We start from the raw sequence: 19,886 nt of genomic DNA, 5'->3' as shown, positions 1-19,886 counted from the left end.
GGCGCACTTTTCTGTTTTTATCTGTCATGTAATGTCTCCAGTTTGATTGTCATTGTAGGCTATAATTGCCTACAAGAAAACTATACCAGTACAAGACAGGGATTGTTAAATATAGAATTGGTCTCCCACCAACAGATGTTTTATCCTCTATTACTGAATATGAAAATGGTTTAAAGACATATCCGTTAATAGCTGCTACATACCGTTTTATTTTGGAATATATGGAAGGGAAAGATGAAGATATACCTAAACTACGAAAGTTAATTTATAGTTGTTTGCCTATCGATAAGCATAAAGAAACCCCTTATTGGAGTGCTTTAATATGTTTAAGGATGTTTGATCCGACATTTAAAACTATCAATCAGCCGTTGAGTTTTTTAAGTCAATTATCATTAACTCCTATTTTTTGGCCATTTCGAGTTTTGGCTAATTTAACATGTAAACGACCTATATGGAGTGATGAAATTGAACATTTGTGTCGTATTGAAAAAGATGACCCCAATGAAATTGATGGAAGTAAAAACCCTAAAGGATTTAAATTATTTCGTTATGCAGTAGGCTATCTTACCCTTAAAGAATACAGTCAATTGATCCATAATATAGATGAAGCTAGTCAACTAAATATTCCTTCATCTAATTCACAAAACATTAGAAAAAATAACTGATTGTTTTATCATATTTATTCTATCACACTAGCCTGGGTAAACGGATGATGTTCATACAGTTAGTTCTCCTGTATCGTTACGCCTTATATCCCCGCCCTAAAGGACGGGGTTTTACTGTAAAATGGATAAAAATCGTCACTTTTCACTTAAATTTTTGCTATAGTAACCTTACAAGGTAGACATTTTAACCATTCCAATGATTTAAAATCAAATGACGATAAGAGTAAATTATGACAATATCAATTAAAACGGCTGATGAATTACAAAAAATGCGTGTTGCAGGCAAACTAGCTGCTGAAGTATTGGAAATGATAGCGCCGCATGTAGTACCAGGCGTGAGTACTGGTGAACTTGATAGGTTGTGTGCAGAGCACATTACCATTAAACAAGAGGCGATTTCAGCATGCCTTAATTATGGTCCTAGAGATAATCCATTTCCAAAATCAGTTTGCATCTCAATTAACGAAGTGGTTTGTCATGGGATCCCAACTGACGAAAGAATTTTAAAAAACGGTGATATCGTTAATATAGATGTAACCGTTATCAAAGATGGATATTTTGGTGATACATCAAAAATGTTTATTGTAGGTGAAGGCTCAATCCTAGCTAAACGTCTTTGTAAAATCACCCAAGAAAGTTTATATAAAGCAATCAGGATCGTTAAGCCTGGTATTCGTTTGAAAGAAATTGGTGAAATCATCCAACCCTATGCTGAGTCAGAACGTTTTTCTGTTGTTCGTGATTTTTGTGGACATGGTATTGGAAATGTTTTTCATGAAGAACCCCAAGTATTGCATTATGCCGCTAATGATGGTGGTGTTATTTTACAGCCAGGAATGACATTCACAATTGAGCCTATGCTTAATGCTGGTGATTACAGAGTTAGAATTATGAAAGATGGCTGGACTGTTAAGACAAAAGATAGATCACTTTCAGCTCAATATGAACATACTCTTGCGGTGACAGAAACTGGATGTGAGGTGTTTACACTAAGAGAAGAAGAGGATTTTCCTGCGATAATACACCATTAGTTTTTCACTTTTCAGGTAAACCCGTACAGCATACCCTATATTTATTCCAAGCCAGAATGCAGGTAATATATAGGGTATGCAATCTTATCTTAAGGTATTGTTTAATTTGCTCCACCCTTCTATTCTTATCAATTGTTTATCAACGTGTTAAAAAACATTCACTTGAACATTAATTAGTCAGATGTGAAAAATTCTGTTAAAATCTCCTGCACTTCATGCCCTATTAATTGTTACTTTTAACAATCGAGATTTTTCTACCCAAGATAACCCCTATCAATTCGGAGGCTGTTTGTGAACTTACTGCCATTTGCTGCATCTAAATGCGAATTATCCGTAAATTAAACAAACTGCATAAATTATGAATGACACAAAATTGATTTCTAAAGATGAACTTAGAGCACTATTTTCAGCTGAACTATCAAAAATGTATCAGTCTGAAGTCCCTAAATATAGCACCTTGATTTCATTAACCCAAAAAGTCAATCAAGATGTATTGTCTAATCACCCATCGCAAAAAGAAGCTTTGATCAAAAATAATGAATTTGATAGATTATCTGAGGAAAGACATGGTGCTATTCGAATCGGTTCTGCCAAAGAATTGGGCATATTAAGACGTTTATTTGCTCTGTATGGCATGTATCCTGTAGGATATTATGACCTTGCACCTGCTGGGATACCCGTCCATTCCACTGCATTTAGACCAATAGAAAAATCTTCTTTAGAAGTATCTCCTTTTCGCTTATTTACATCATTATTAAGACTTGAACTTATTGATGATGCTGAAATAAAAGCCTCAGCAATACACCTATTAAATCAAAGAGAAATCATCTCACCGGAACTTTATCATTTATTAGTTAAGGCTGAAAATCAAGGGGGAATATTTAAAAGCGATCAATTACAATTTATAGCATTAACAGTTGATATCTTTAAATGGCACCAAACTGCGACAGTCACTGAAACACTTTATCAGAAACTTCTAACACAACATAGATTAATTGCTGACGTAGTTGGATTCAAAGGCCCACACATCAATCATCTCACACCTAGGACACTAGATATCGATGAAGTACAACGTTTGATGCCAGATTATCAGATTACTCCTAAGGCGACGATTGAAGGCCCTCCAAAACGTAACTGTCCTATTTTATTAAGGCAAACAAGTTTTCAAGCTTTAAATGAAGCTATTTTATTTTTAGATGAAAAGACAAATAACTGGGTAAAAGGAACACATACTGCTCGATTTGGTGAAATAGAAGCCAGAGGAGTTGCATTAACGCAAAAAGGAAGAGCTTTTTATGATGAGTTAATTCAAAAAGTTAAAGAGTTTTTCCCTGGTGAAATAAAACCACATGAAAGCCACCTATACAATGAAAAGCTCGCTTCAATTTTTAGTGTGTTTCCTGATAATTGGTATGAATTAATGATTAACAAATTGGCTTGGTTTAATTTTTATCCAGTAAAATCAGAGATGCATCACATTTTAGATAACACACATTCGCATAATCTGCTAACGCTTATTGATAATGGTATGATTGAATTTAGCCCCATTATATATGAAGATTTTCTACCTGTTTCCGCTGCGGGTATATTTCAATCGAATTTATCAAACAAAAGTACCATGCCACTAAAAGCGATTTCGGCTAGAGCTGATTTTGAATCAGCATTAGGACAAAACGTTTTAGATGAAATGTCACTTTACGAAAAAATTCAATTAGATTCAATCTCTCTATGTGAATCGGTGCTAAACATCCGTATTATTTATTAATTTATTTTCTTGTTTAAAGGAGCCTCATGATTACCTTAAGTGAATTTGTTTATGCCAAACAACATGAATTTTCTTCTGCTACAGGAGAGTTATCCGCTCTTCTCTCCTCTATAGCGACAGCAGCAAGATTTATTAACAGAGAAATCACTAAAGCAGGATTGAGCGACATATTGGGCTTTAATGAAAGTTCTAATGTACAAGGTGAGGCTCAGACAAAATTAGATGTTCTAGCAAATGAGCGAGTAAAAAAAGCGCTTTTATCAAGAGGTGAAGTTGCTGGTATCGCTTCAGAAGAAGATGATGATGTTGTCATATTTGAAGGAGGACGAGCTGAAACATCCAAATATGTAGTCTTAATAGATCCCCTAGATGGTTCATCAAATATTGATGTTAACGTGTCAGTCGGAACAATTTTTTCAATTTACAGAAGAGTGACGCCAATTGGTCAACCCATTTCTAAAATTGATTTTCTTCAACCCGGAAATAAACAAGTTGCCGCAGGGTATGTATTATATGGGTCATCAACCATTCTAGTTTATACTACCGGCCAAGGTGTACATGCATTTACCTATGAGCCTGCTCTTGGCATGTTTTGTTTATCGAACGAGTCCATGAAATTTCCTACAAAAGGTTCTACCTATTCAATTAATGAGGGTAATTACCTTAAATTCCCTTCTGGTGTAAAACAATATATGAAATATTGTCAAGAAATTGACACCGCGACTTCACGACCTTATAACTCAAGATATATTGGTTCTTTAGTTGCTGACTTTCATAGGAATTTGCTCAAAGGTGGGATTTTCATGTATCCTAATACTGCCTCTTACCCTCAAGGTAAATTACGTCTATTATATGAATGTAATCCAATTGCTTTTATAGCGGAGCAAGCCGGAGCTAAAGCAACTGATGGATTTCAATCTGTACTAACAATTGTACCGACGAGCCTACATGAACGGTCGCCATTTTTTGTAGGCAATGATCACATGGTTGAAACGTTAATGGACTTTTTATCCCTTCCTACAACTTAACTTTATTTATTTTCCTTGGTGATTGTCTATTTATGCACTAGGGAAATTTCTTATCTTAGATTAAGATCAAACCAATTAATTTCATTCTTGTTATGATCTACAAGGATTAAATCATAATTTAATCTTAATGATAATTATTATCATTTGCTATTGATTCCTATTAGCGTTTAGGTGTAAGATAACCACAACGCACTAACACACCATTAAAGGAGATAGCATGCAGATTTCACCCAACCAAGATACCAAGCTTCTTAATTCTGAGGAACAATTAGGCGTAACTGAAACCAAAATCATTAATAGTGCTTTACTGTTTAATGACGCTAATGTTATTTATATTCAACACCAAAATGGTTTATATCAATTAAGAGAAACTAAATCAGGAAAGTTGATTCTCACTAAATAACTGTAATTTTTAATATCTCATCTTGCTTTAGCCCCCAAAATATCATTAGGCAGCCAAAAGTAGGTTTAAACACTTATGTGTTCAAATTTATATTGGAGTTTTTCATGCTGTCATATATGCCTACTATTAGTTGTCATTCAAAAAAATCACTTTCTAAAGGGAAATTAAACCCAATCGTGTCCTTAATATCAATGTCGCTTGTCTGTGCAAGTTTGCCAGTTTTTGCACAAACAGCAAAAGCTGTTCCTGCTTCCAATAACTCGGAACCTAGTAATAAACAAGAAACCATTACAGTTGTTGCTACAGGTAATGCGAGGGATACATTTAATCTTCCCATGCAAGTTGCAGTAATAGAAAATACTGGCCCTAAAATTCATGCTTTTACAGCAACCGATCTTTTAAGGCAGCAAGCAGGATTGCAAATTACGGGAACAGGCCGTGCCAATGGACAAAATATTACGCTACGTGGCTATGATAAGAGAGGGATATTAATCCAAGTTGATGGTATTAAACAAGGAACTGACACTGGTCATATCGATGGTACATTTATCGATAGTAGCTTAATTAAACGAGTGGAAATAGTTAAAGGACCAAATGCATTACTTTATGGCAGTGGTGCTTTAGGCGGCGTTATTGCTTATCAAACAGTTGATGCTAATGATTTATTATTAGACGGACAACAATTTGGTATGACTCACTTTATACAAGGGGCAACTGGAGATAATAGTATTGGGACTGGTGTAACAGCCTATGGGAAAACGGATAATTTTGATGGCCTTATCTCTGGAGTCTTTCGCCAACGAGGAGATTTGAAGCAAGCAATTTTAACTTCTCCGAATGATGAGCAAATTGGAAATGTCTTAGCTAAAGCAAATTGGTATTTAGCACAGGGACAAAAACTATTTGCTCAATTGAGATTCTATGACAATGACGCACAACAGCCTAAAAACCCACAACAAAATGAAGCAAGTAATGGCCCTACTCCAACTTTAAGCGATCTTAATAATAGCTTAGTGCAACGCAAAACTAAACAGACGGATATCAACTTAGGTTATACCCTAAAGCCAATCAATCAAAATCTAATAGATTTGAGCCTCACAGGTTATCATCAAAAAATTACAATCGATCAAACTGCCTTTATTAATCCAGTTTTTGAATCTCGGGAACAAACAAAAAATGGACTTAAATTAGAAAATAAATCTATTTGGCAAAGCAGTTTCCTAGCTTCACATCATTTTACCTATGGAAGCGAGGTTTACCGAGAGGAGCAAACACCAAATGCACCAATTCAAAATGTCTTTCCAGAGGCTAAAATTGATTTTACTTCAGCTTGGTTACAAGATGAGATGACGCTGATTGATTTACCTGCATCGCTAATTATTGGTACAAGGTTTGATGATTATCATGCAAAAAATCCAAAATATGATGATGTAAAAGCAAATAACTGGTCCTCAAGAGCTGGAATATCCATCAACCCTCTAGATTGGTTTATGGTTTATGCATCATATTCTGAAGCGTTTCGTGCTCCTGGCCTAGCAGAACTTTATAACGACAGCAGGCATTTCGCAATAGGTCCTTTTTATACAAACAATTGGGTCCCAAATCCAAATTTAAAACCTGAACGCAATGAAACATTGGAATATGGCATCGGGTTTCAATTTGAAGATCTTGTCTTGCAAGATGATGTATTTCAATTAAAAGCTACCTACTTTGATACAAAGGCAAAAGATTATATTTCAACCACTGTAGATATGAATTTTTCCGCTCCCCCTCCTGGTTTTCCAGTAGGTATGCCTTATGGTAAAGGCACAACAATGGCTAGCAATATTGATAGAGCGTCTATTCACGGTTATGAAGCGGAACTGACTTATCAGACACCTTACGTTAATACAATTCTCAGTTATAGCAGAGTAAGAGGAAAGGATGATAGGACTAACCAATGGATTGAAGCACTTTCACCTGATGCTTTAGGTACACAAATAGATATACCTATTTTTGATTCCGGTTTAACCCTGTCTTGGTTGGGCAGATTTGTTGATAGATCGACCCGTGTAAATGGTTCAACTGATCATCAATCTGGATATGGTATTAATAATTTTTACCTCAGCTATGAGAACACAGATTGGCTGCCAAATGCACAAATGAGCGTTGGGTTAGAAAATGCCTTTGATAAAGAATATTTTTCACCACAAGGGATACCTCAACCGACACAAAATGCTGTTTTTAAAGCAAGTTATCGATTTTAATTTTATTTAAATTTTTATAACGTAAATTATTACAAGGAGTTTTACTTATGAGTCAATCACACAATTATCAAACCTACTTAGACATTAAGAAAAATAATCCAAGACTATATGCGGTCGATATCGCACTGAAGATGGGGATAACAGAAGCTGAACTGGCTCAAATTCGCATCGGTTTTGAAACAACTAGACTTGATATCGACCCAAAAACATTACTGACTAGACTAGAATCTTGTGGAGAGTTAAAGGCCATCACTCGTAATCCTTTTGCAGTGAGTGAACAAGTTGGTGTATATGGAAATGCTACATTAGATGGTCATGTTGGACTCATTCTTAACCCAAGAGCAATCGATTTGCGTATATTTTATAGTCAATGGAAGTATATTTTTGTATTTAATGAACCTTATTTTGACAAAGATAATCAATCAAAAATAAGGACTAGTTTACAGATATTTAATGCTGCGGGTTTAGCTATTCATAAAATTTATGTAACAGAAAATACCGATACTAAAGCTTTCAATCAATTAATCTCTCAATATGAGTCGAAATCTATTGATTCACTGCCTATAAACAATCAATTATTAGCAACAGAAACACCTAAAGAGTACGGAATTGATCTTAATATTAATAAAGAAGAGTTTGAATCTAAATGGCGCGCCTTAAAAGATGTTCACGATTTTTATGGGTTACTAAAATCTTATAAACTAACAAGGCAACAAGCATTTAATTTAGTCAGTAGAGATCTTGCCTATCAAATTTGCCCATCTGAAATTGAATCATTTTTGAATACGATTTTTCGTGCACAAAATGAAATTATGTTTTTTGTCTCAAACATTGGATGTGTTCAAATTTTCACGGGTAAACTTGAAAAAGTAGTACCTATGCATGGATGGTTAAATATTTTTAACCGTTCATTTACCTTGCATATGCAACATAATGAAATACATGAAGCGTGGATTACTCGTAAACCTACTCAAGATGGTATTGTAACGAGTCTAGAGCTTTATGCAAAAGATGGCACCCAAATATTGCAAATGTATGGTCAAAGAACAGAAGGATCTCCTGAACAAATAATTTGGCGTGAACAACTTCAAGCTTTATCTCCACTAGAAGTCGCTTTGGAATCTTAAAATGAAAATATTATCCAAAAACAAACCTATTGATAACATTATCCGTTTAATATTGCTAAATCTATCCTTGCTTTGTTTGGTATTTTTTTCTCATCCAATTTTTGCAAAAGAACAGCGAATTGTATCAATAGGAGGTGATTTAACTGAAATCATTTACGCATTAGGTGCAGATGATAAATTAGTTGCTCGAGATTCAACGAGCATATCTCCAGAACAAGTTTTGAAATTACCTGATGTCGGGTACATGAGAATGCTTAATGCGGAGGGAATATTAGCACAAAAACCTGATCTGATCATTGCTTCTGAAGATGCTGGACCTGCGTCAGTATTTACACAGCTAAATGCAGTGAATGCAAATGTTTTGCGTGTTACTTCTGAAAAAAGTGTAGAAAGTACAAGAGAAAAAATTATCGCACTTGGGAATGCGCTTGACCTTAAGGATAAGGCATCAATATTGATTGGACAGTTTGATGAGGAGCTATCACAAGTGACAACGTCACCATTAGGGGTTAAAGCTGTTTTTATTTTGACCTTTGAGGGAGCTGAAGCTAGTGTAGCAGGTACTCAAACAGCCCCAGATGCTATGTTTAATTATATAGGAATTAAAAATGCAGCCCAATCAATGACCCGTTATCAAAAATTTTCAGCAGAAGGCATGGCAGCGATGAACCCAGATGTCATAGTCGTTAGTAAAAGAGGAATAGATAAACTTGGTGAAGATAAAATATGGGAATTACCTGGCGTGAATGCAACTTTAGCAGGAAAGCATAAAAAGCTAATTGTTGTTGATGATATTGGTTTTTTAGGTTTTACGCTACAAACACCTAATACACTAAAAGATTTTAGATTAGCGTTAGAAGCATTATAATCCTCTATTTTTATCAACAAAATGTTATACTTTTACTCATCAATCGCCTTAAATGATGCAATTTAAGACGGTTGATGCATAGCTATAAGTAGCTATAATTTTACTTTACTACTGATATTATATTAAGAGTTTATGAAACCACCACAACCAAATCAAATTCTATTAAATCAAAAGAAACAACATAAAAGAGTTTTATGGTTTTTGTTAATTATAACAATAACGGTTTCTCTAATCGCCACTCAATTAGGGGCATTACCCATTAATTTATGGGCACTTATTAATGGGACATTGGATGATTATTTAATCAACATTTGGTTTGATATACGCCTACCTAGGGTACTTATGGCAGTCATCATCGGTTCCGGACTTGCTTTATCAGGAGCTGTATTGCAAGGCTTATTTAGAAATCCCCTTGCCGATCCTGGTTTACTTGGTATAAGTAGTGGCGCTGCTCTTATGGTTGGTGTTGCAATTTTACTACTTCCTATTCTGTCATTACAGGATAGCGGATTGAATAAACATGTTATGTTTTTCATAAAGCAGTATTCAATGATTATAGCTGCCTTTATAGGTGGTATAAGTGTTGCTCTTATATTATTTTCATTTTCTAAAAATAAGCAAACTTCTCTGATTAGATTGCTTTTATTAGGCATAGCAATCAATGCAGTCAGTGGTGGGTTAATTGGTCTATTTACATATTTAAGTACAGATACACAATTGCGTCAATTTTCACTTTGGACATTAGGCTCATTAAGCAACTCTAGCTTAACGTCCTTATTTGTCACATCAATCATTATAATTCCCGCTTCAATTGCACTATTATGGTTTGCAAATAAACTCAATCTACTCCAGTTAGGACAAGAACAAGCCTATTATTTAGGTATTGATGTCAACAAAACACAATGGCAGGTTTTACTTCTTTGTACATTAATAGTGGCTGTTTCTGTTTCAATGACAGGAATTATCGGGTTTATTGGGCTTGTTATTCCTCACTTATTACGCTTAAAATTTGGTGCAGATCACAAATTTTTATTACCTAGTTCACTGATTTGTGGTGGATTATTTTTATTACTCTGTGATACCTTAGCCCGAACTATATTAATACCTGCTGAGATGCCTGTAGGCATTATAACAAGCTTAGTAGGTGGACCTTATTTCATCTATCTCATTATCACAATGAAGCCTAATGGTATTGAATAATCTGTAATCTAAATTTAGTGCAGATAAAGGAATTATAATTAATGGAAAATTCATTAGAAAAAGCAATATGGCTTAAAGCAAATCAGCTATCGTTCAAGATAGGTTCAAAGTATTTGCTTAAAGACATTAATCTATCTATTGAAAATGGTGAATTCGTTGGAATTTTAGGCCCTAATGGTGCGGGCAAATCAACGCTAATCAAACTTCTAAGCGGTTTTTTAAAACCATTTGAAGGCGAGATATTTATTAATGAAAAGAAAATAAATGAGTATCCGTTAGCGAAATTAGCTCAATTACGTGCTGTCATGCAGCAACATCTCTCGATGAATATCGGTTTTAACGTTATTGACGTCATTTTATTCGGTCAAGTTAGCATAAAATCAACATCAAGTAGCTTGATGTTAGATACACATTATCATTCATTAAAAACTGACTCTGCACTGATAGAAATCATTGAATTAACAGAGTGCAATGCACTACTTAACCGAAATATTCAAAGCCTTTCGGGTGGTGAGCAACAGCGCGTGCATCTTGCAAGAACGCTATATCAAATATGGTCAAATACATCAGATATGGTTGGAATTTTTTTAGATGAACCAACCTCAGCTTTAGATTTATATTATCAACAGAACTTGTTAAGATTATTAAAAAATATAGCCAAAGAAAAAAAAATAGCTATCTGTGCTATATTACATGATGTGAATTTGGCTGCGCTTTACGCTGATCGATTAATTGTTTTAAATAATGGAGTTGTAAAACTAGATGCTCCACCACATTTTGTATTAACACACCCAGAGTTTTTCAATTGGTACAGACTAGATGGGGGGATTACTTATCATACAGAACATCAGAGTATCCCACAAATTTACTTAAAAAGATAAATCTGGTTTTATAATTAATCTAATATCACCTAATCATGGATATAAAGGCAATGCGTCAGTTTGATTTAAATTCAGCTATTAATTATAAATATCAAAATTCTGTGATGGGAATGAACATATCTCAAGCTAATATATTGCATAAAGACACAAATACGCTTAGCACAACGACTTCAGCTAACGATCCGCATCTTTTTGATCCAGACCAATCTTGTTTTGAAATTTGTGATAATAAAGCCTGTCAAATTAGCCAAACATGTATACAAAAATCACAGCTAGACACATTAAATGATAAAGAAAAATCCTATTTACCATCAATTGGCATACTGCCAACTGACGACTATATGGATAAAAGTGATGACAGTTCAATTGCTACACCTTCAGTTTTTAAAAGTTTAAATCAATTTGTACTAACCTCTTTTTTCCTACACGCCATGTTAATTAGCACGGCAATTGCATTAGTTATCTTTATAGAGCCGTTTATAGGTACATTACCCAATCACTCAAGCAATAAAACAGCTATGATTGACGTAGTTATGATTGATACGACCACAATGAATATATTACCAATAAACCAAGTAAAAGTTAGTGAATCCTTCGCTCAGAGTATCAATGATGTATCTCGTCAAGAACATTCAGTTCCAACACCTGATACTGATTTAATAGATAATAAAGAAACTAAGCAAATTCAAAATAATGAAATTTCAACTATTAGCAAGGACGACTCTCCACTTACAGATATTACACAAAAGCCTTCTGCCCCTGCTATCTCACCAAATACTTCGGTCAATAAGGAAATCATTAAGCCTAGTGCAGTGGATATCAAAAAAACGCCTGAAGCCTTCGCGCCTTCCTCTTTAGATACAAAGCAAAATAATCAGAACAACACTAAAGCCATTAATGAGCCGATTGAATCAAATATAAACATCGATAAGAAAAAATCAGAACCAAGTCAGCATAAGCTGAAAAATAATCAAAAAACAGCAAAAAAAGATACCCCAAAAAAGCAACTAGTTACTTCAGAGGTTAATTCGGTACAAATTAAAAATGAGCAATTAACTGCATTAAAAGTACAATCAGCACAATCAATTGCTACAAGTAGTAGCATAGAACAAAATCATGCTGATGAATCTACTATGAATAAAAATATTCAATCAAAAGAATCAAATTCTAACGTCTCAAATAGCCAAATGGCTAAACCCATCAAACGTCCCTACCCTGATTATCCCCAAAGAGCCGCTGCACTAAATTTAGAGGGTGCAGTGACGGCTAAATTTGACATCAATAGCAATGGTAAGGTAACCAATATTAGAATAATCTCGTCTTACCCTGATAATACGTTTGAGAAGGAAGTTAAACGAGCTTTACGAACCTGGGTTTACGAACGTAAACCAACACAAGATATTATGGTTACATTTCAATTCAAATTAAGTGGGGTTGTGATAAACTAATTAAAAACTGACTGAACCGAGGAATTTTATGATTATTAACACGAAAAAAGATACGGCAAACACTTCACAAGAAAATCTAAAAATACAACCACGTAGTTTTATACTGTTATTGATTAGTCAATTAACAATTTTTTCTTGTCTATTTGGCATAATCTTTTTTTATTCAATTCAACGCTTTTTTGAAACTGATAATAACCAACTTGAAGAAGTTTACCTACTCATACCGATATGGTTTTTATTTGTTTTTGCAATTATCTATGGTCTTCAATGGGCATGTTTAAGAAGTGAAAATTTTAAAAATCAACGAAAAGTCTCAAAGTTTTTAACAATAATTATAATCACACTTATCATTAATATTTTTACAGCTATTGATATACTTTATTATGGCAATAGCATTTTTGACCAATTTGTATGGTAAAAATATTTTAGTCCAAGCCACAATTTTATCAATATCAGTAATCTCAACTTTTTTTGAAATTCAAAAAATTAAAAGGCGCATAAATGCGCCTTTTAATTTTATATTAAGTTTTAAGACTAAAGTACATCTACCGCATTAAGCTCTTTAAATGCTTGCTCAAGTCTTGCAACCATCGCAGTTTGACCTGATCTTAACCAAACACGTGGATCATAAAATTTCTTATTTGGTTTGTCTGCACCTTCTGGATTGCCTAATTGCCCTTGAAGATAAGCTTCATTCTTTTTGTAATAATTTAATACGCCTTCCCAAGTAGCCCATTGAGTATCGGTATCAATGTTCATTTTAATCACACCATAGCTAACAGATTCTTTAATTTCTGCAGCAGATGAACCTGAACCACCGTGGAAAACAAAGTTCAATGTATTTTCTGGTAAACCAAATTTTTCAGAAACATATTTTTGAGAGTCTCTTAAAATGGTTGGTGTTAATACTACATTACCTGGTTTATATACACCATGAACATTACCAAATGAAGCAGCTATGGTAAATCTTTCACAAATTGCACTTAATTTCTCATAAGCATAAGCGACATCAGCAGGACTTGTGTATAAATCAGAGGCATCCAGATGTGAATTATCTACACCATCTTCTTCTCCACCTGTACATCCTAACTCGATTTCAAGCGTCATTTTCATTTTATTCATGCGCTCAAGATATTTTGCGCAGGTAGCAACATTTTCTTCAAGTGATTCTTCTGATAAATCAATCATGTGAGATGAGAAAAGAGGTTTACCCGTTTGAGCAAAATGTTTTTCACCAGCATCTAATAAGCCATCAATCCAAGGCAATAAATTCCTCGCACAATGGTCAGTATGTAAAATTACAGGCACGCCATAGAGTTCTGCCATATGATGCACATGCATAGCTCCTACTATTGACCCAGCAATTGCAGCAGCTTGGCCTTCACCTTTAAAACCTTTACCTGCAATAAATTGACCACCACCATTAGAGAATTGAACAACAACAGGTGAACGGACTTTAGCTGCTGCTTCTAAAACAGCATTAATAGAATCTGTTCCGACACAGTTTACAGCAGGTAGAGCAAATTTATGCTCTTTTGCAATTGCAAATATTTTTTGTACATCATCACCAAAAACAACACCTGGTTTCACAAAATCGAATACTTTTGACATAATTTAGTCCTTAATAAGTTAAAAATTGTTCGTGTTAAATAAAAAATTATCAGAATTATCTTCCTGTTTTATTTGAAACATAATTCAAAAAGAAGAAAATTAATCACGAGCTCTTTCTTCTAAAATAGCAACAGCAGGTAATTTTTTACCTTCAACAAATTCTAAGAATGCGCCGCCACCAGTGGAAATATATGAAATTTTATCTTCAATTCCAAACAGATCAATTGCAGCAAGTGTATCACCACCACCAGCGACAGAAAACCCTTCGCTTTGAGCAATCGCGTTAGCGATAATTTCAGTACCCTTACGGAAATTAGGGAATTCAAATACTCCAACAGGGCCATTCCACAAAATGGTTTTTGCATCGAGAATAATTTTAGCAATTCTATTTGCTGTTTCATCGCCCATGTCTAAACTTTGTTCATCATCTTGTATTTGTGATGCAGGTTTTAATGTCGCTTCAGCTGTTTCAGAGAATTCTTTTGCCACACGAACATCAGTTGGAACAGGGATATCACAAACATCTAGTAGTTTTTTTGCTTCTGGCACTAAATCTTCTTCGTAAAGTGATTTACCTACATTATTACCTTGAGCGGCGATAAATGTATTAGCAATACCACCGCCAACTATTAATTGATCTGCAACTTTTGAAAGTGAATCTAAAACAATCAACTTAGTTGATACTTTAGAACCTCCTACAATTGCTACCATAGGACGAGCTGGATTATCAAGCACTTTAGCAAGCGCTTCTAATTCATTTGAAAGTAATGGGCCTGCACAAGCGATAGGGGCAAATTTAGCCACACCATGGGTTGAAGCTTGTGCTCTATGAGCTGTCCCAAATGCATCCATCACAAAGACATCACATAACGCAGCATATTTTTTTGCGAGCGTTTCATCATCTTTCTTCTCACCTTTATTAAACCTAACATTTTCAAGCACTACTAGTTCATTTGCCTCAACTTCTACACCGTCAATGTAGTCTTTAACTAAACGAACAGGTACATCTAACTTATCACGGAGGTAATGTGCAACTGGCGCTAAAGATGCCTCTTCCGAGTACTCACCTTCTGTTGGTCGACCTAAGTGTGATGTAATCATCACTTTAGCACCTTTTTTCAGTGCCTCTAATATAGTCGGCATAGCTGCCCTAATTCTAGCATCAGATGTCACTTTACCATCTTTAACTGGCACATTAAGATCAGCACGTATTAATACGCGTTTACCAGCTAGTTCGACATCACTCATTTTAATAACTGTCATACAGTTTTTCTCCTTCATTGTTAAATAAAAATGCTTTCTTATAATTATAGTGTCATTTATGCGTCATTTTAAACTATTACATATACATTTTGTGCTTAAATTGCTATTCATGGATTGACTAGAATCACATTTATGTAAGTTTACGCCTTTTAAGTGCAAATAATTATTTTTTTGTTTAATTAATGATAAACATCTAGTCAATTTAAAGTATTTGAGCATTTCTCGCACAGATAGTAGCCTTAACATTACCGATCGTAGATGAAGACATCTTATAGAAACCACTCTTTCGACTCAAGCTTACTGCTAATGATTTACAATCAAACATTGAGACTTGTCTCTTAAAAATATGCTCATTACATAGCTAATGTCAATGCCATAACAAGTGCATCCTCCCGTGACTCACCTTTCGGATAGTAACCAACTCGCTTATTAACTTCATTAAAACCTAGTTTTCCATAAAGCGTAATTGCATTCTTATTTGATTCTCTTACCTCAAGCCAAACTGTTGAAATATTATATTCTACTAATTTATCAATCAAATAGGATAATAAATAATAGCCTATACCTCTGTTTTGAAATTCAGGTGTAACAGCTATATTATATATTGATGCTTCGTCAAGTACGTATTGACAGATACAAAAGGCAACTAAAGTATCTTTGTCATATACACCAAGATTGATATAACGTTCGGCAAAATTAAGTTCAAATACCTTGCGTGTCCATGGATGGCTATGAGCTTTGATTTCAATTTCAAAAGCCTCAGGTATCTGCTCTACACTAAGCGTTCGAATTGTCAACATAGTCAGAAAGTCCTTTCCATAATTCACGTTTTGAGTAAGATTTATTTCTAATATCTTCGTAAGACACTTCAAAGAATTTATCTTTTTTTCTTACTTTTAGTAAAGATAATATTTTTGCATTTTCCTCTAAATCATCATCAGAAATAGGTTGATTATCTTTAACAATTATTGGCAGATAAAGAAAAAAAAGCGGGTGATGATGTGAAAAAATTGCTTGATTCAGTAAGGGGATTTTTCTAAGTGAAAAAATCATAAGATTTAGATGGCTTAATCCAATTGATTTTAAAATATCTGAAATCAATTTATTTTCAAATGGAATGGTACTATTTGTAATAACAATCATTTTAGCTTCTGGTAATAACTCAACTGCTACCTCGCCATTAAAAATATTAGGTCTATTTATTGTCCAAGTCTGAATACCTAAGGCATTTAATGCACTTTGATATTTTAGCCTTTGCAGATGTGGCATATTGATGCTCCTAATGCCTATTTAAAGCTTAGTATTTTTTTAAGTATATGTGACACAGCCACAAACCCAAAGCTTGCAGTGACCATTGTAACAGCCCCAAAGCCATTACTACAATCCATGCGCATGCTTCCATCTAGCTGTTTTTTTTCAAAACACACTTCACCGTTTGCCTCCGGATAGCGTAACTGCTCAGTTGAAAACACACAATCAATTCCAAATTTGCCTTTTTTATCCTGACTTAATTTATGCTTTGATTTTAATATTGAGCGGACTTTTGATATCAAAGGATCTTGTACAACTTTACTAATATCTGCTACTTGAATTTGGGTCGGATCAATTTGCCCACCTGCTCCGCCTATTGTAATGACTTTTATTTTATTTCGCCTACAGTAGGCAAGCACCGATGCTTTAGTGCTAACGCTATCGATTGCGTCAATCACATAATCAAATCCTAAAGACAACAATTGAACCATATTTTCTTCGCAAATAAAGTCATCAATCCCTGTGACAACACATTCAGGATTAATAGAAAGCACTCTATCACGCATCACACTTACTTTTGATAAGCCTATTGTGTCCTTTGTTGCGTGAATTTGACGATTCGTATTAGTCAGGCAAATTTCATCAAGATCAATTATGGTAATAAAGCCTATCCCTGTCCTAGCTAGAGCTTCTACAATCCAAGTACCGACTCCACCTATACCTATCACACAAATATGTGCTTGATTAAATCGATTTAACGCTTCAAAACCGTATAATCGACCAATACCACTAAACCTTCTTAAGTATGCTTCTGTTAAATCAGGCTTGGTCTTAATATGATTACTCTTAATTATCCCAGTCATAGTGGATGAATCAATCTTAATATTTTGATTTTGATGCATATTCAATCTGTAGAATTCCATTATTTATTATCGATACATATATTATTTCTATATCTAGACAATTCAGTATACTTAAGAATAACGCTATTGTCCAAATTTGCTAAAGGCAATGTACAGCCTCATTAGTTTTGGCTAATTGCCAAGCGTCACCTTTAAATTTATTATTACCAGCTTGTAACCCAGCCTCATCACCTAAACCATGGTATATATCAAAGTGGTTATTTTTTATAGCACCACCAACATCAAGTGCAAAAAAGAGCCTTGGCTTATACTGACCAGAAAATTTCCCTTCAATATCAACATGAGGAACATGCGCATAAATAATGCTTCCGAAGGGAAAAATAGATTTATCGGCTGCTACTGCACCATGCCCAATAAGCGGGATATTAGCAGCACCTTTTACTTCTGCCTGTTCTTTGGGTTGAAAGAAAACCCATGACGGATTTTGATTAAGTAATGCAAGGACCTCTTCCTCTGAGTGTGATTGTGTCCATTCGTATATTGATTTAAGAGAGACATTTTCTAAGGTTAACTCGCCTTGTTCGATAAGGTATTTGCCAATTCCTTTAAATTTATGACCATTTTGTCCACCATAAGCAAAATACGTTGGGGGATTTCCATCCTCAAAATCGACATAACCGCTACCTTGTACGCCCATAATAAAGTTATCCACTCTTGATTGGGTATAAGCTAATTCAAGACCTAAACCTTCAAGCGCTCCACCATGAATTTCAGTACGAGTTGGCATTTTACCTTTACTTATATTAGGTTTACTATAAAGAGGATAAATGAATTCACCCGATTTAGTTTTTCTTCCTTTTAAGACAGGCGAATAATAGCCTGTGAAAAGTGCTTTATTATCATCTTTTGAAAAAACACTTACTCTTGTTAATCCAAATTCTGATAATTTGGTCTCATCTGCACCTGATTCTAACCATTTTTTAGTGCATTGATATAAAGATTTATTTTCATTTGTAAGCTTTGAGGAATACTCTTGAATAATTTCGTATTGTTCGATAAATGCTGTTTTATTAATACTCAAATCCACTTCCTGTGTTTGTATCTTTACTGGCTCAATTTTTGATTGGCATGCGCTTAAAACAAACAAGAAAAAAATAACAAAGCTGTAATAAAGCATTTGTTTAGTACTTATGTATCTATCTATTTTTCTTACAAAATAATACGTTAACATTATCACTCACTTCCTTAGACTAATATTCATAATAGTTTTCAAAATTTATACTATTTTAACGATATTATCTTCTTAAGCAAATTATAATGATAATGAATAAACTTAAACCTATTTTTTAATCCTTATCGTGAAGAAAAAATCAATTAACATTAGGTTTTGTTGTGTATATAATGAGAAGATTAATTTATGCGACTCTCATAAATACAACAAAAACCCACCGCTTTTCCGAGGAAACACTTTGCTCATAAAACCTATTTTAAGCATTTTAATTCGTCAACGATTTAATGTTCTAATTCCCATATTTTCGCTTATGATTGGCTGTACACCAAGAATTGAAGTTGCTACTCCTACAACACCAATAACAATTAACTTAAATGTTAAAATTGACCACGATATAAATATTAATGTCGATAAGCAGGTAGCTGCTCTTTTGGAATCAAATAGTGATTTATTCTGATATCTTTGAAAAATCAATTTAAAAATAGAAAAAGGCTTAACGTCAAATCATTTGGATTCAGTATAGGCATATGACTTATAAAAATAAATTAATAATCATTCTAATTTTTTCCATTTCTTACTGCCTTTTTCTAACGGCGTGTATATCTCCGGTTTTTGCTGATAACGGCATAGTTAATCTCAAATTAGCTAAAGAAAACAATTGGGTTGGTGAAACGCTTGATGGCTATATTGATATACTGGATGAAACTTACCATAGCTCGCCCATGACTCGTGAACGTTTATTAAAATTTGTTGATGAAATTAATCATAAGAGAGCTGAAGCTTATCGAAAAATAGCCAGTGAAAATCACCTTTCGACTGAAATTATTGCTAAAATTGCTGGTCAAAAGCAGATTGAAATGGCATCTAAAGGTCATTATATAAAAGGCATTAATGGTCAGTGGACACAAAAAAAATAGTATCAACATCAATTTTTCATCCCTAGCGTTTGTATATAAAATTGCTTGTTGAGATACCAATTGGATTAAGCTAAATACTCATAATTGG

Annotated in this window: 20 protein-coding genes; 14 read left to right on the top strand and 6 right to left on the bottom strand. The window is 34.2% G+C overall.

Translation table 11 applies throughout. The features are described from left to right. Positions 1-65: 65 nt before the first annotated feature. The 12 genes from BMW37_RS11760 to BMW37_RS11705 all read left to right on the top strand — a co-directional run bounded on the left by BMW37_RS11760 (position 66) and on the right by BMW37_RS11705 (position 13,080). Complete coding sequence (locus BMW37_RS11760; protein ID WP_093321336.1) at positions 66-665, top strand: hypothetical protein; 600 nt, start codon at positions 66-68, stop codon at positions 663-665. A gap of 230 nt (positions 666-895) precedes the next feature. Continuing rightward, positions 896-1,696 (top strand): type I methionyl aminopeptidase, encoded by an 801-nt coding sequence (gene map / locus BMW37_RS11755; RefSeq protein ID WP_093321334.1) that lies wholly within the window; start codon positions 896-898, stop codon positions 1,694-1,696. A gap of 358 nt (positions 1,697-2,054) precedes the next feature. Further along, positions 2,055-3,461, top strand: coding sequence for a 2-oxoadipate dioxygenase/decarboxylase HglS (hglS, locus tag BMW37_RS11750; RefSeq protein WP_093321331.1), 1,407 nt, complete (start codon positions 2,055-2,057; stop codon positions 3,459-3,461). Positions 3,462-3,487: 26 nt separating this feature from the next. Beyond that, positions 3,488-4,489 (top strand): class 1 fructose-bisphosphatase, encoded by a 1,002-nt coding sequence (gene fbp, locus BMW37_RS11745; protein WP_093321329.1) that lies wholly within the window; start codon positions 3,488-3,490, stop codon positions 4,487-4,489. Positions 4,490-4,706: 217 nt separating this feature from the next. Then, on the top strand, positions 4,707-4,892 hold the full coding sequence (gene hemP, locus BMW37_RS11740) for a hemin uptake protein HemP (protein ID WP_093321326.1): 186 nt from the start codon (positions 4,707-4,709) through the stop codon (positions 4,890-4,892). 104 nt (positions 4,893-4,996) lie between these two features. Further along, a complete protein-coding gene (locus tag BMW37_RS11735; RefSeq protein ID WP_245711062.1) occupies positions 4,997-7,138 on the top strand; it encodes a TonB-dependent hemoglobin/transferrin/lactoferrin family receptor in 2,142 nt (713 codons plus the stop codon). A 47-nt stretch (positions 7,139-7,185) separates the two neighbouring features. After that, positions 7,186-8,265, top strand: a complete 1,080-nt coding sequence (locus BMW37_RS11730) for a hemin-degrading factor (RefSeq protein WP_093321324.1) — start codon at positions 7,186-7,188, stop codon at positions 8,263-8,265. 1 nt (position 8,266) lies between these two features. Continuing rightward, positions 8,267-9,133 carry a heme/hemin ABC transporter substrate-binding protein gene (locus BMW37_RS11725; protein ID WP_093321321.1) on the top strand — a complete coding sequence of 289 codons (867 nt, stop codon included), beginning with the start codon at positions 8,267-8,269 and terminating at the stop codon, positions 9,131-9,133. A 132-nt stretch (positions 9,134-9,265) separates the two neighbouring features. Beyond that, positions 9,266-10,333, top strand: a complete 1,068-nt coding sequence (locus BMW37_RS11720; RefSeq protein WP_093321319.1) for a FecCD family ABC transporter permease — start codon at positions 9,266-9,268, stop codon at positions 10,331-10,333. A 41-nt stretch (positions 10,334-10,374) separates the two neighbouring features. Further along, positions 10,375-11,214: a heme ABC transporter ATP-binding protein gene (locus BMW37_RS11715; RefSeq protein WP_093321316.1), complete on the top strand. Its 840-nt coding sequence runs from the start codon at positions 10,375-10,377 to the stop codon at positions 11,212-11,214. 50 nt (positions 11,215-11,264) lie between these two features. Continuing rightward, a complete protein-coding gene (locus BMW37_RS11710) occupies positions 11,265-12,662 on the top strand; it encodes a TonB family protein (protein WP_177168659.1) in 1,398 nt (465 codons plus the stop codon). A 28-nt stretch (positions 12,663-12,690) separates the two neighbouring features. Next, a complete protein-coding gene (locus BMW37_RS11705) occupies positions 12,691-13,080 on the top strand; it encodes a hypothetical protein (protein ID WP_093321311.1) in 390 nt (129 codons plus the stop codon). Between the two features lie 116 nt (positions 13,081-13,196). On the opposite strand, the gene fbaA is transcribed toward BMW37_RS11705, so the two are convergent. The 6 genes from fbaA to mltA all read right to left on the bottom strand — a co-directional run bounded on the left by fbaA (position 13,197) and on the right by mltA (position 18,881). Next, the gene (gene fbaA, locus BMW37_RS11700) at positions 13,197-14,273 is read right to left on the bottom strand and encodes a class II fructose-bisphosphate aldolase (protein ID WP_093321308.1); all 1,077 of its coding nucleotides are present in this window, start codon (positions 14,271-14,273) and stop codon (positions 13,197-13,199) included. A gap of 99 nt (positions 14,274-14,372) precedes the next feature. Next, positions 14,373-15,536, bottom strand: coding sequence for a phosphoglycerate kinase (gene pgk, locus BMW37_RS11695; protein WP_093321305.1), 1,164 nt, complete (start codon positions 15,534-15,536; stop codon positions 14,373-14,375). A gap of 353 nt (positions 15,537-15,889) precedes the next feature. Next, positions 15,890-16,336 carry a ribosomal protein S18-alanine N-acetyltransferase gene (gene rimI, locus BMW37_RS11690; protein WP_093321303.1) on the bottom strand — a complete coding sequence of 149 codons (447 nt, stop codon included), beginning with the start codon at positions 16,334-16,336 and terminating at the stop codon, positions 15,890-15,892. Beyond that, positions 16,314-16,805: a DNA polymerase III subunit psi gene (locus BMW37_RS11685; RefSeq protein WP_093321301.1), complete on the bottom strand. Its 492-nt coding sequence runs from the start codon at positions 16,803-16,805 to the stop codon at positions 16,314-16,316. The genes rimI and BMW37_RS11685 overlap by 23 nt, the downstream gene beginning before the upstream one ends. 17 nt (positions 16,806-16,822) lie before the next feature. Next, the gene (gene tcdA, locus BMW37_RS11680; RefSeq protein ID WP_093321344.1) at positions 16,823-17,650 is read right to left on the bottom strand and encodes a tRNA cyclic N6-threonylcarbamoyladenosine(37) synthase TcdA; all 828 of its coding nucleotides are present in this window, start codon (positions 17,648-17,650) and stop codon (positions 16,823-16,825) included. A 139-nt stretch (positions 17,651-17,789) separates the two neighbouring features. Then, positions 17,790-18,881: a murein transglycosylase A gene (mltA, locus tag BMW37_RS11675; RefSeq protein WP_093321298.1), complete on the bottom strand. Its 1,092-nt coding sequence runs from the start codon at positions 18,879-18,881 to the stop codon at positions 17,790-17,792. Between the two features lie 310 nt (positions 18,882-19,191). Here mltA and BMW37_RS11670 point away from each other — a divergent pair, with 310 nt between their 5' ends. Continuing rightward, complete coding sequence (locus BMW37_RS11670; protein ID WP_177168661.1) at positions 19,192-19,338, top strand: YnbE family lipoprotein; 147 nt, start codon at positions 19,192-19,194, stop codon at positions 19,336-19,338. A gap of 70 nt (positions 19,339-19,408) precedes the next feature. Beyond that, positions 19,409-19,798, top strand: coding sequence for a YdbL family probable chaperone protein (locus tag BMW37_RS11665; protein WP_093321296.1), 390 nt, complete (start codon positions 19,409-19,411; stop codon positions 19,796-19,798). The last annotated feature ends 88 nt before the right edge of the window (positions 19,799-19,886 follow it).

Origin of the sequence: Thorsellia anophelis DSM 18579 (genome assembly GCF_900111395.1) — a bacterium.
Classification (GTDB): Bacteria; Pseudomonadota; Gammaproteobacteria; order Enterobacterales; family Thorselliaceae; genus Thorsellia; species Thorsellia anophelis.
The sequence above is the reverse complement of the archived record's forward strand: the minus strand, read 5'-3'. Positions and strand labels throughout refer to the sequence as shown.

What these genes read in the sequence shown, in the direction of transcription:
- fbaA (WP_093321308.1), bottom strand. Translation starts at nt 14,273, where the DNA reads ATGTCAAAAGTATTCGATTTTGTGAAACCAGGTGTTGTTTTTGGTGAT.
- hemP (WP_093321326.1), top strand. Translation starts at nt 4,707, where the DNA reads ATGCAGATTTCACCCAACCAAGATACCAAGCTTCTTAATTCTGAGGAA.
- pgk (WP_093321305.1), bottom strand. Translation starts at nt 15,536, where the DNA reads ATGACAGTTATTAAAATGAGTGATGTCGAACTAGCTGGTAAACGCGTA.
- BMW37_RS11735 (WP_245711062.1), top strand. Translation starts at nt 4,997, where the DNA reads ATGCTGTCATATATGCCTACTATTAGTTGTCATTCAAAAAAATCACTT.
- BMW37_RS11715 (WP_093321316.1), top strand. Translation starts at nt 10,375, where the DNA reads ATGGAAAATTCATTAGAAAAAGCAATATGGCTTAAAGCAAATCAGCTA.
- BMW37_RS11710 (WP_177168659.1), top strand. Translation starts at nt 11,265, where the DNA reads ATGCGTCAGTTTGATTTAAATTCAGCTATTAATTATAAATATCAAAAT.
- BMW37_RS11725 (WP_093321321.1), top strand. Translation starts at nt 8,267, where the DNA reads ATGAAAATATTATCCAAAAACAAACCTATTGATAACATTATCCGTTTA.
- BMW37_RS11685 (WP_093321301.1), bottom strand. Translation starts at nt 16,805, where the DNA reads ATGCCACATCTGCAAAGGCTAAAATATCAAAGTGCATTAAATGCCTTA.
- tcdA (WP_093321344.1), bottom strand. Translation starts at nt 17,650, where the DNA reads ATGACTGGGATAATTAAGAGTAATCATATTAAGACCAAGCCTGATTTA.
- rimI (WP_093321303.1), bottom strand. Translation starts at nt 16,336, where the DNA reads ATGTTGACAATTCGAACGCTTAGTGTAGAGCAGATACCTGAGGCTTTT.
- mltA (WP_093321298.1), bottom strand. Translation starts at nt 18,881, where the DNA reads ATGTTAACGTATTATTTTGTAAGAAAAATAGATAGATACATAAGTACT.
- BMW37_RS11720 (WP_093321319.1), top strand. Translation starts at nt 9,266, where the DNA reads ATGAAACCACCACAACCAAATCAAATTCTATTAAATCAAAAGAAACAA.
- hglS (WP_093321331.1), top strand. Translation starts at nt 2,055, where the DNA reads ATGAATGACACAAAATTGATTTCTAAAGATGAACTTAGAGCACTATTT.
- map (WP_093321334.1), top strand. Translation starts at nt 896, where the DNA reads ATGACAATATCAATTAAAACGGCTGATGAATTACAAAAAATGCGTGTT.
- BMW37_RS11670 (WP_177168661.1), top strand. Translation starts at nt 19,192, where the DNA reads ATGATTGGCTGTACACCAAGAATTGAAGTTGCTACTCCTACAACACCA.
- BMW37_RS11730 (WP_093321324.1), top strand. Translation starts at nt 7,186, where the DNA reads ATGAGTCAATCACACAATTATCAAACCTACTTAGACATTAAGAAAAAT.
- BMW37_RS11665 (WP_093321296.1), top strand. Translation starts at nt 19,409, where the DNA reads ATGACTTATAAAAATAAATTAATAATCATTCTAATTTTTTCCATTTCT.
- BMW37_RS11705 (WP_093321311.1), top strand. Translation starts at nt 12,691, where the DNA reads ATGATTATTAACACGAAAAAAGATACGGCAAACACTTCACAAGAAAAT.
- fbp (WP_093321329.1), top strand. Translation starts at nt 3,488, where the DNA reads ATGATTACCTTAAGTGAATTTGTTTATGCCAAACAACATGAATTTTCT.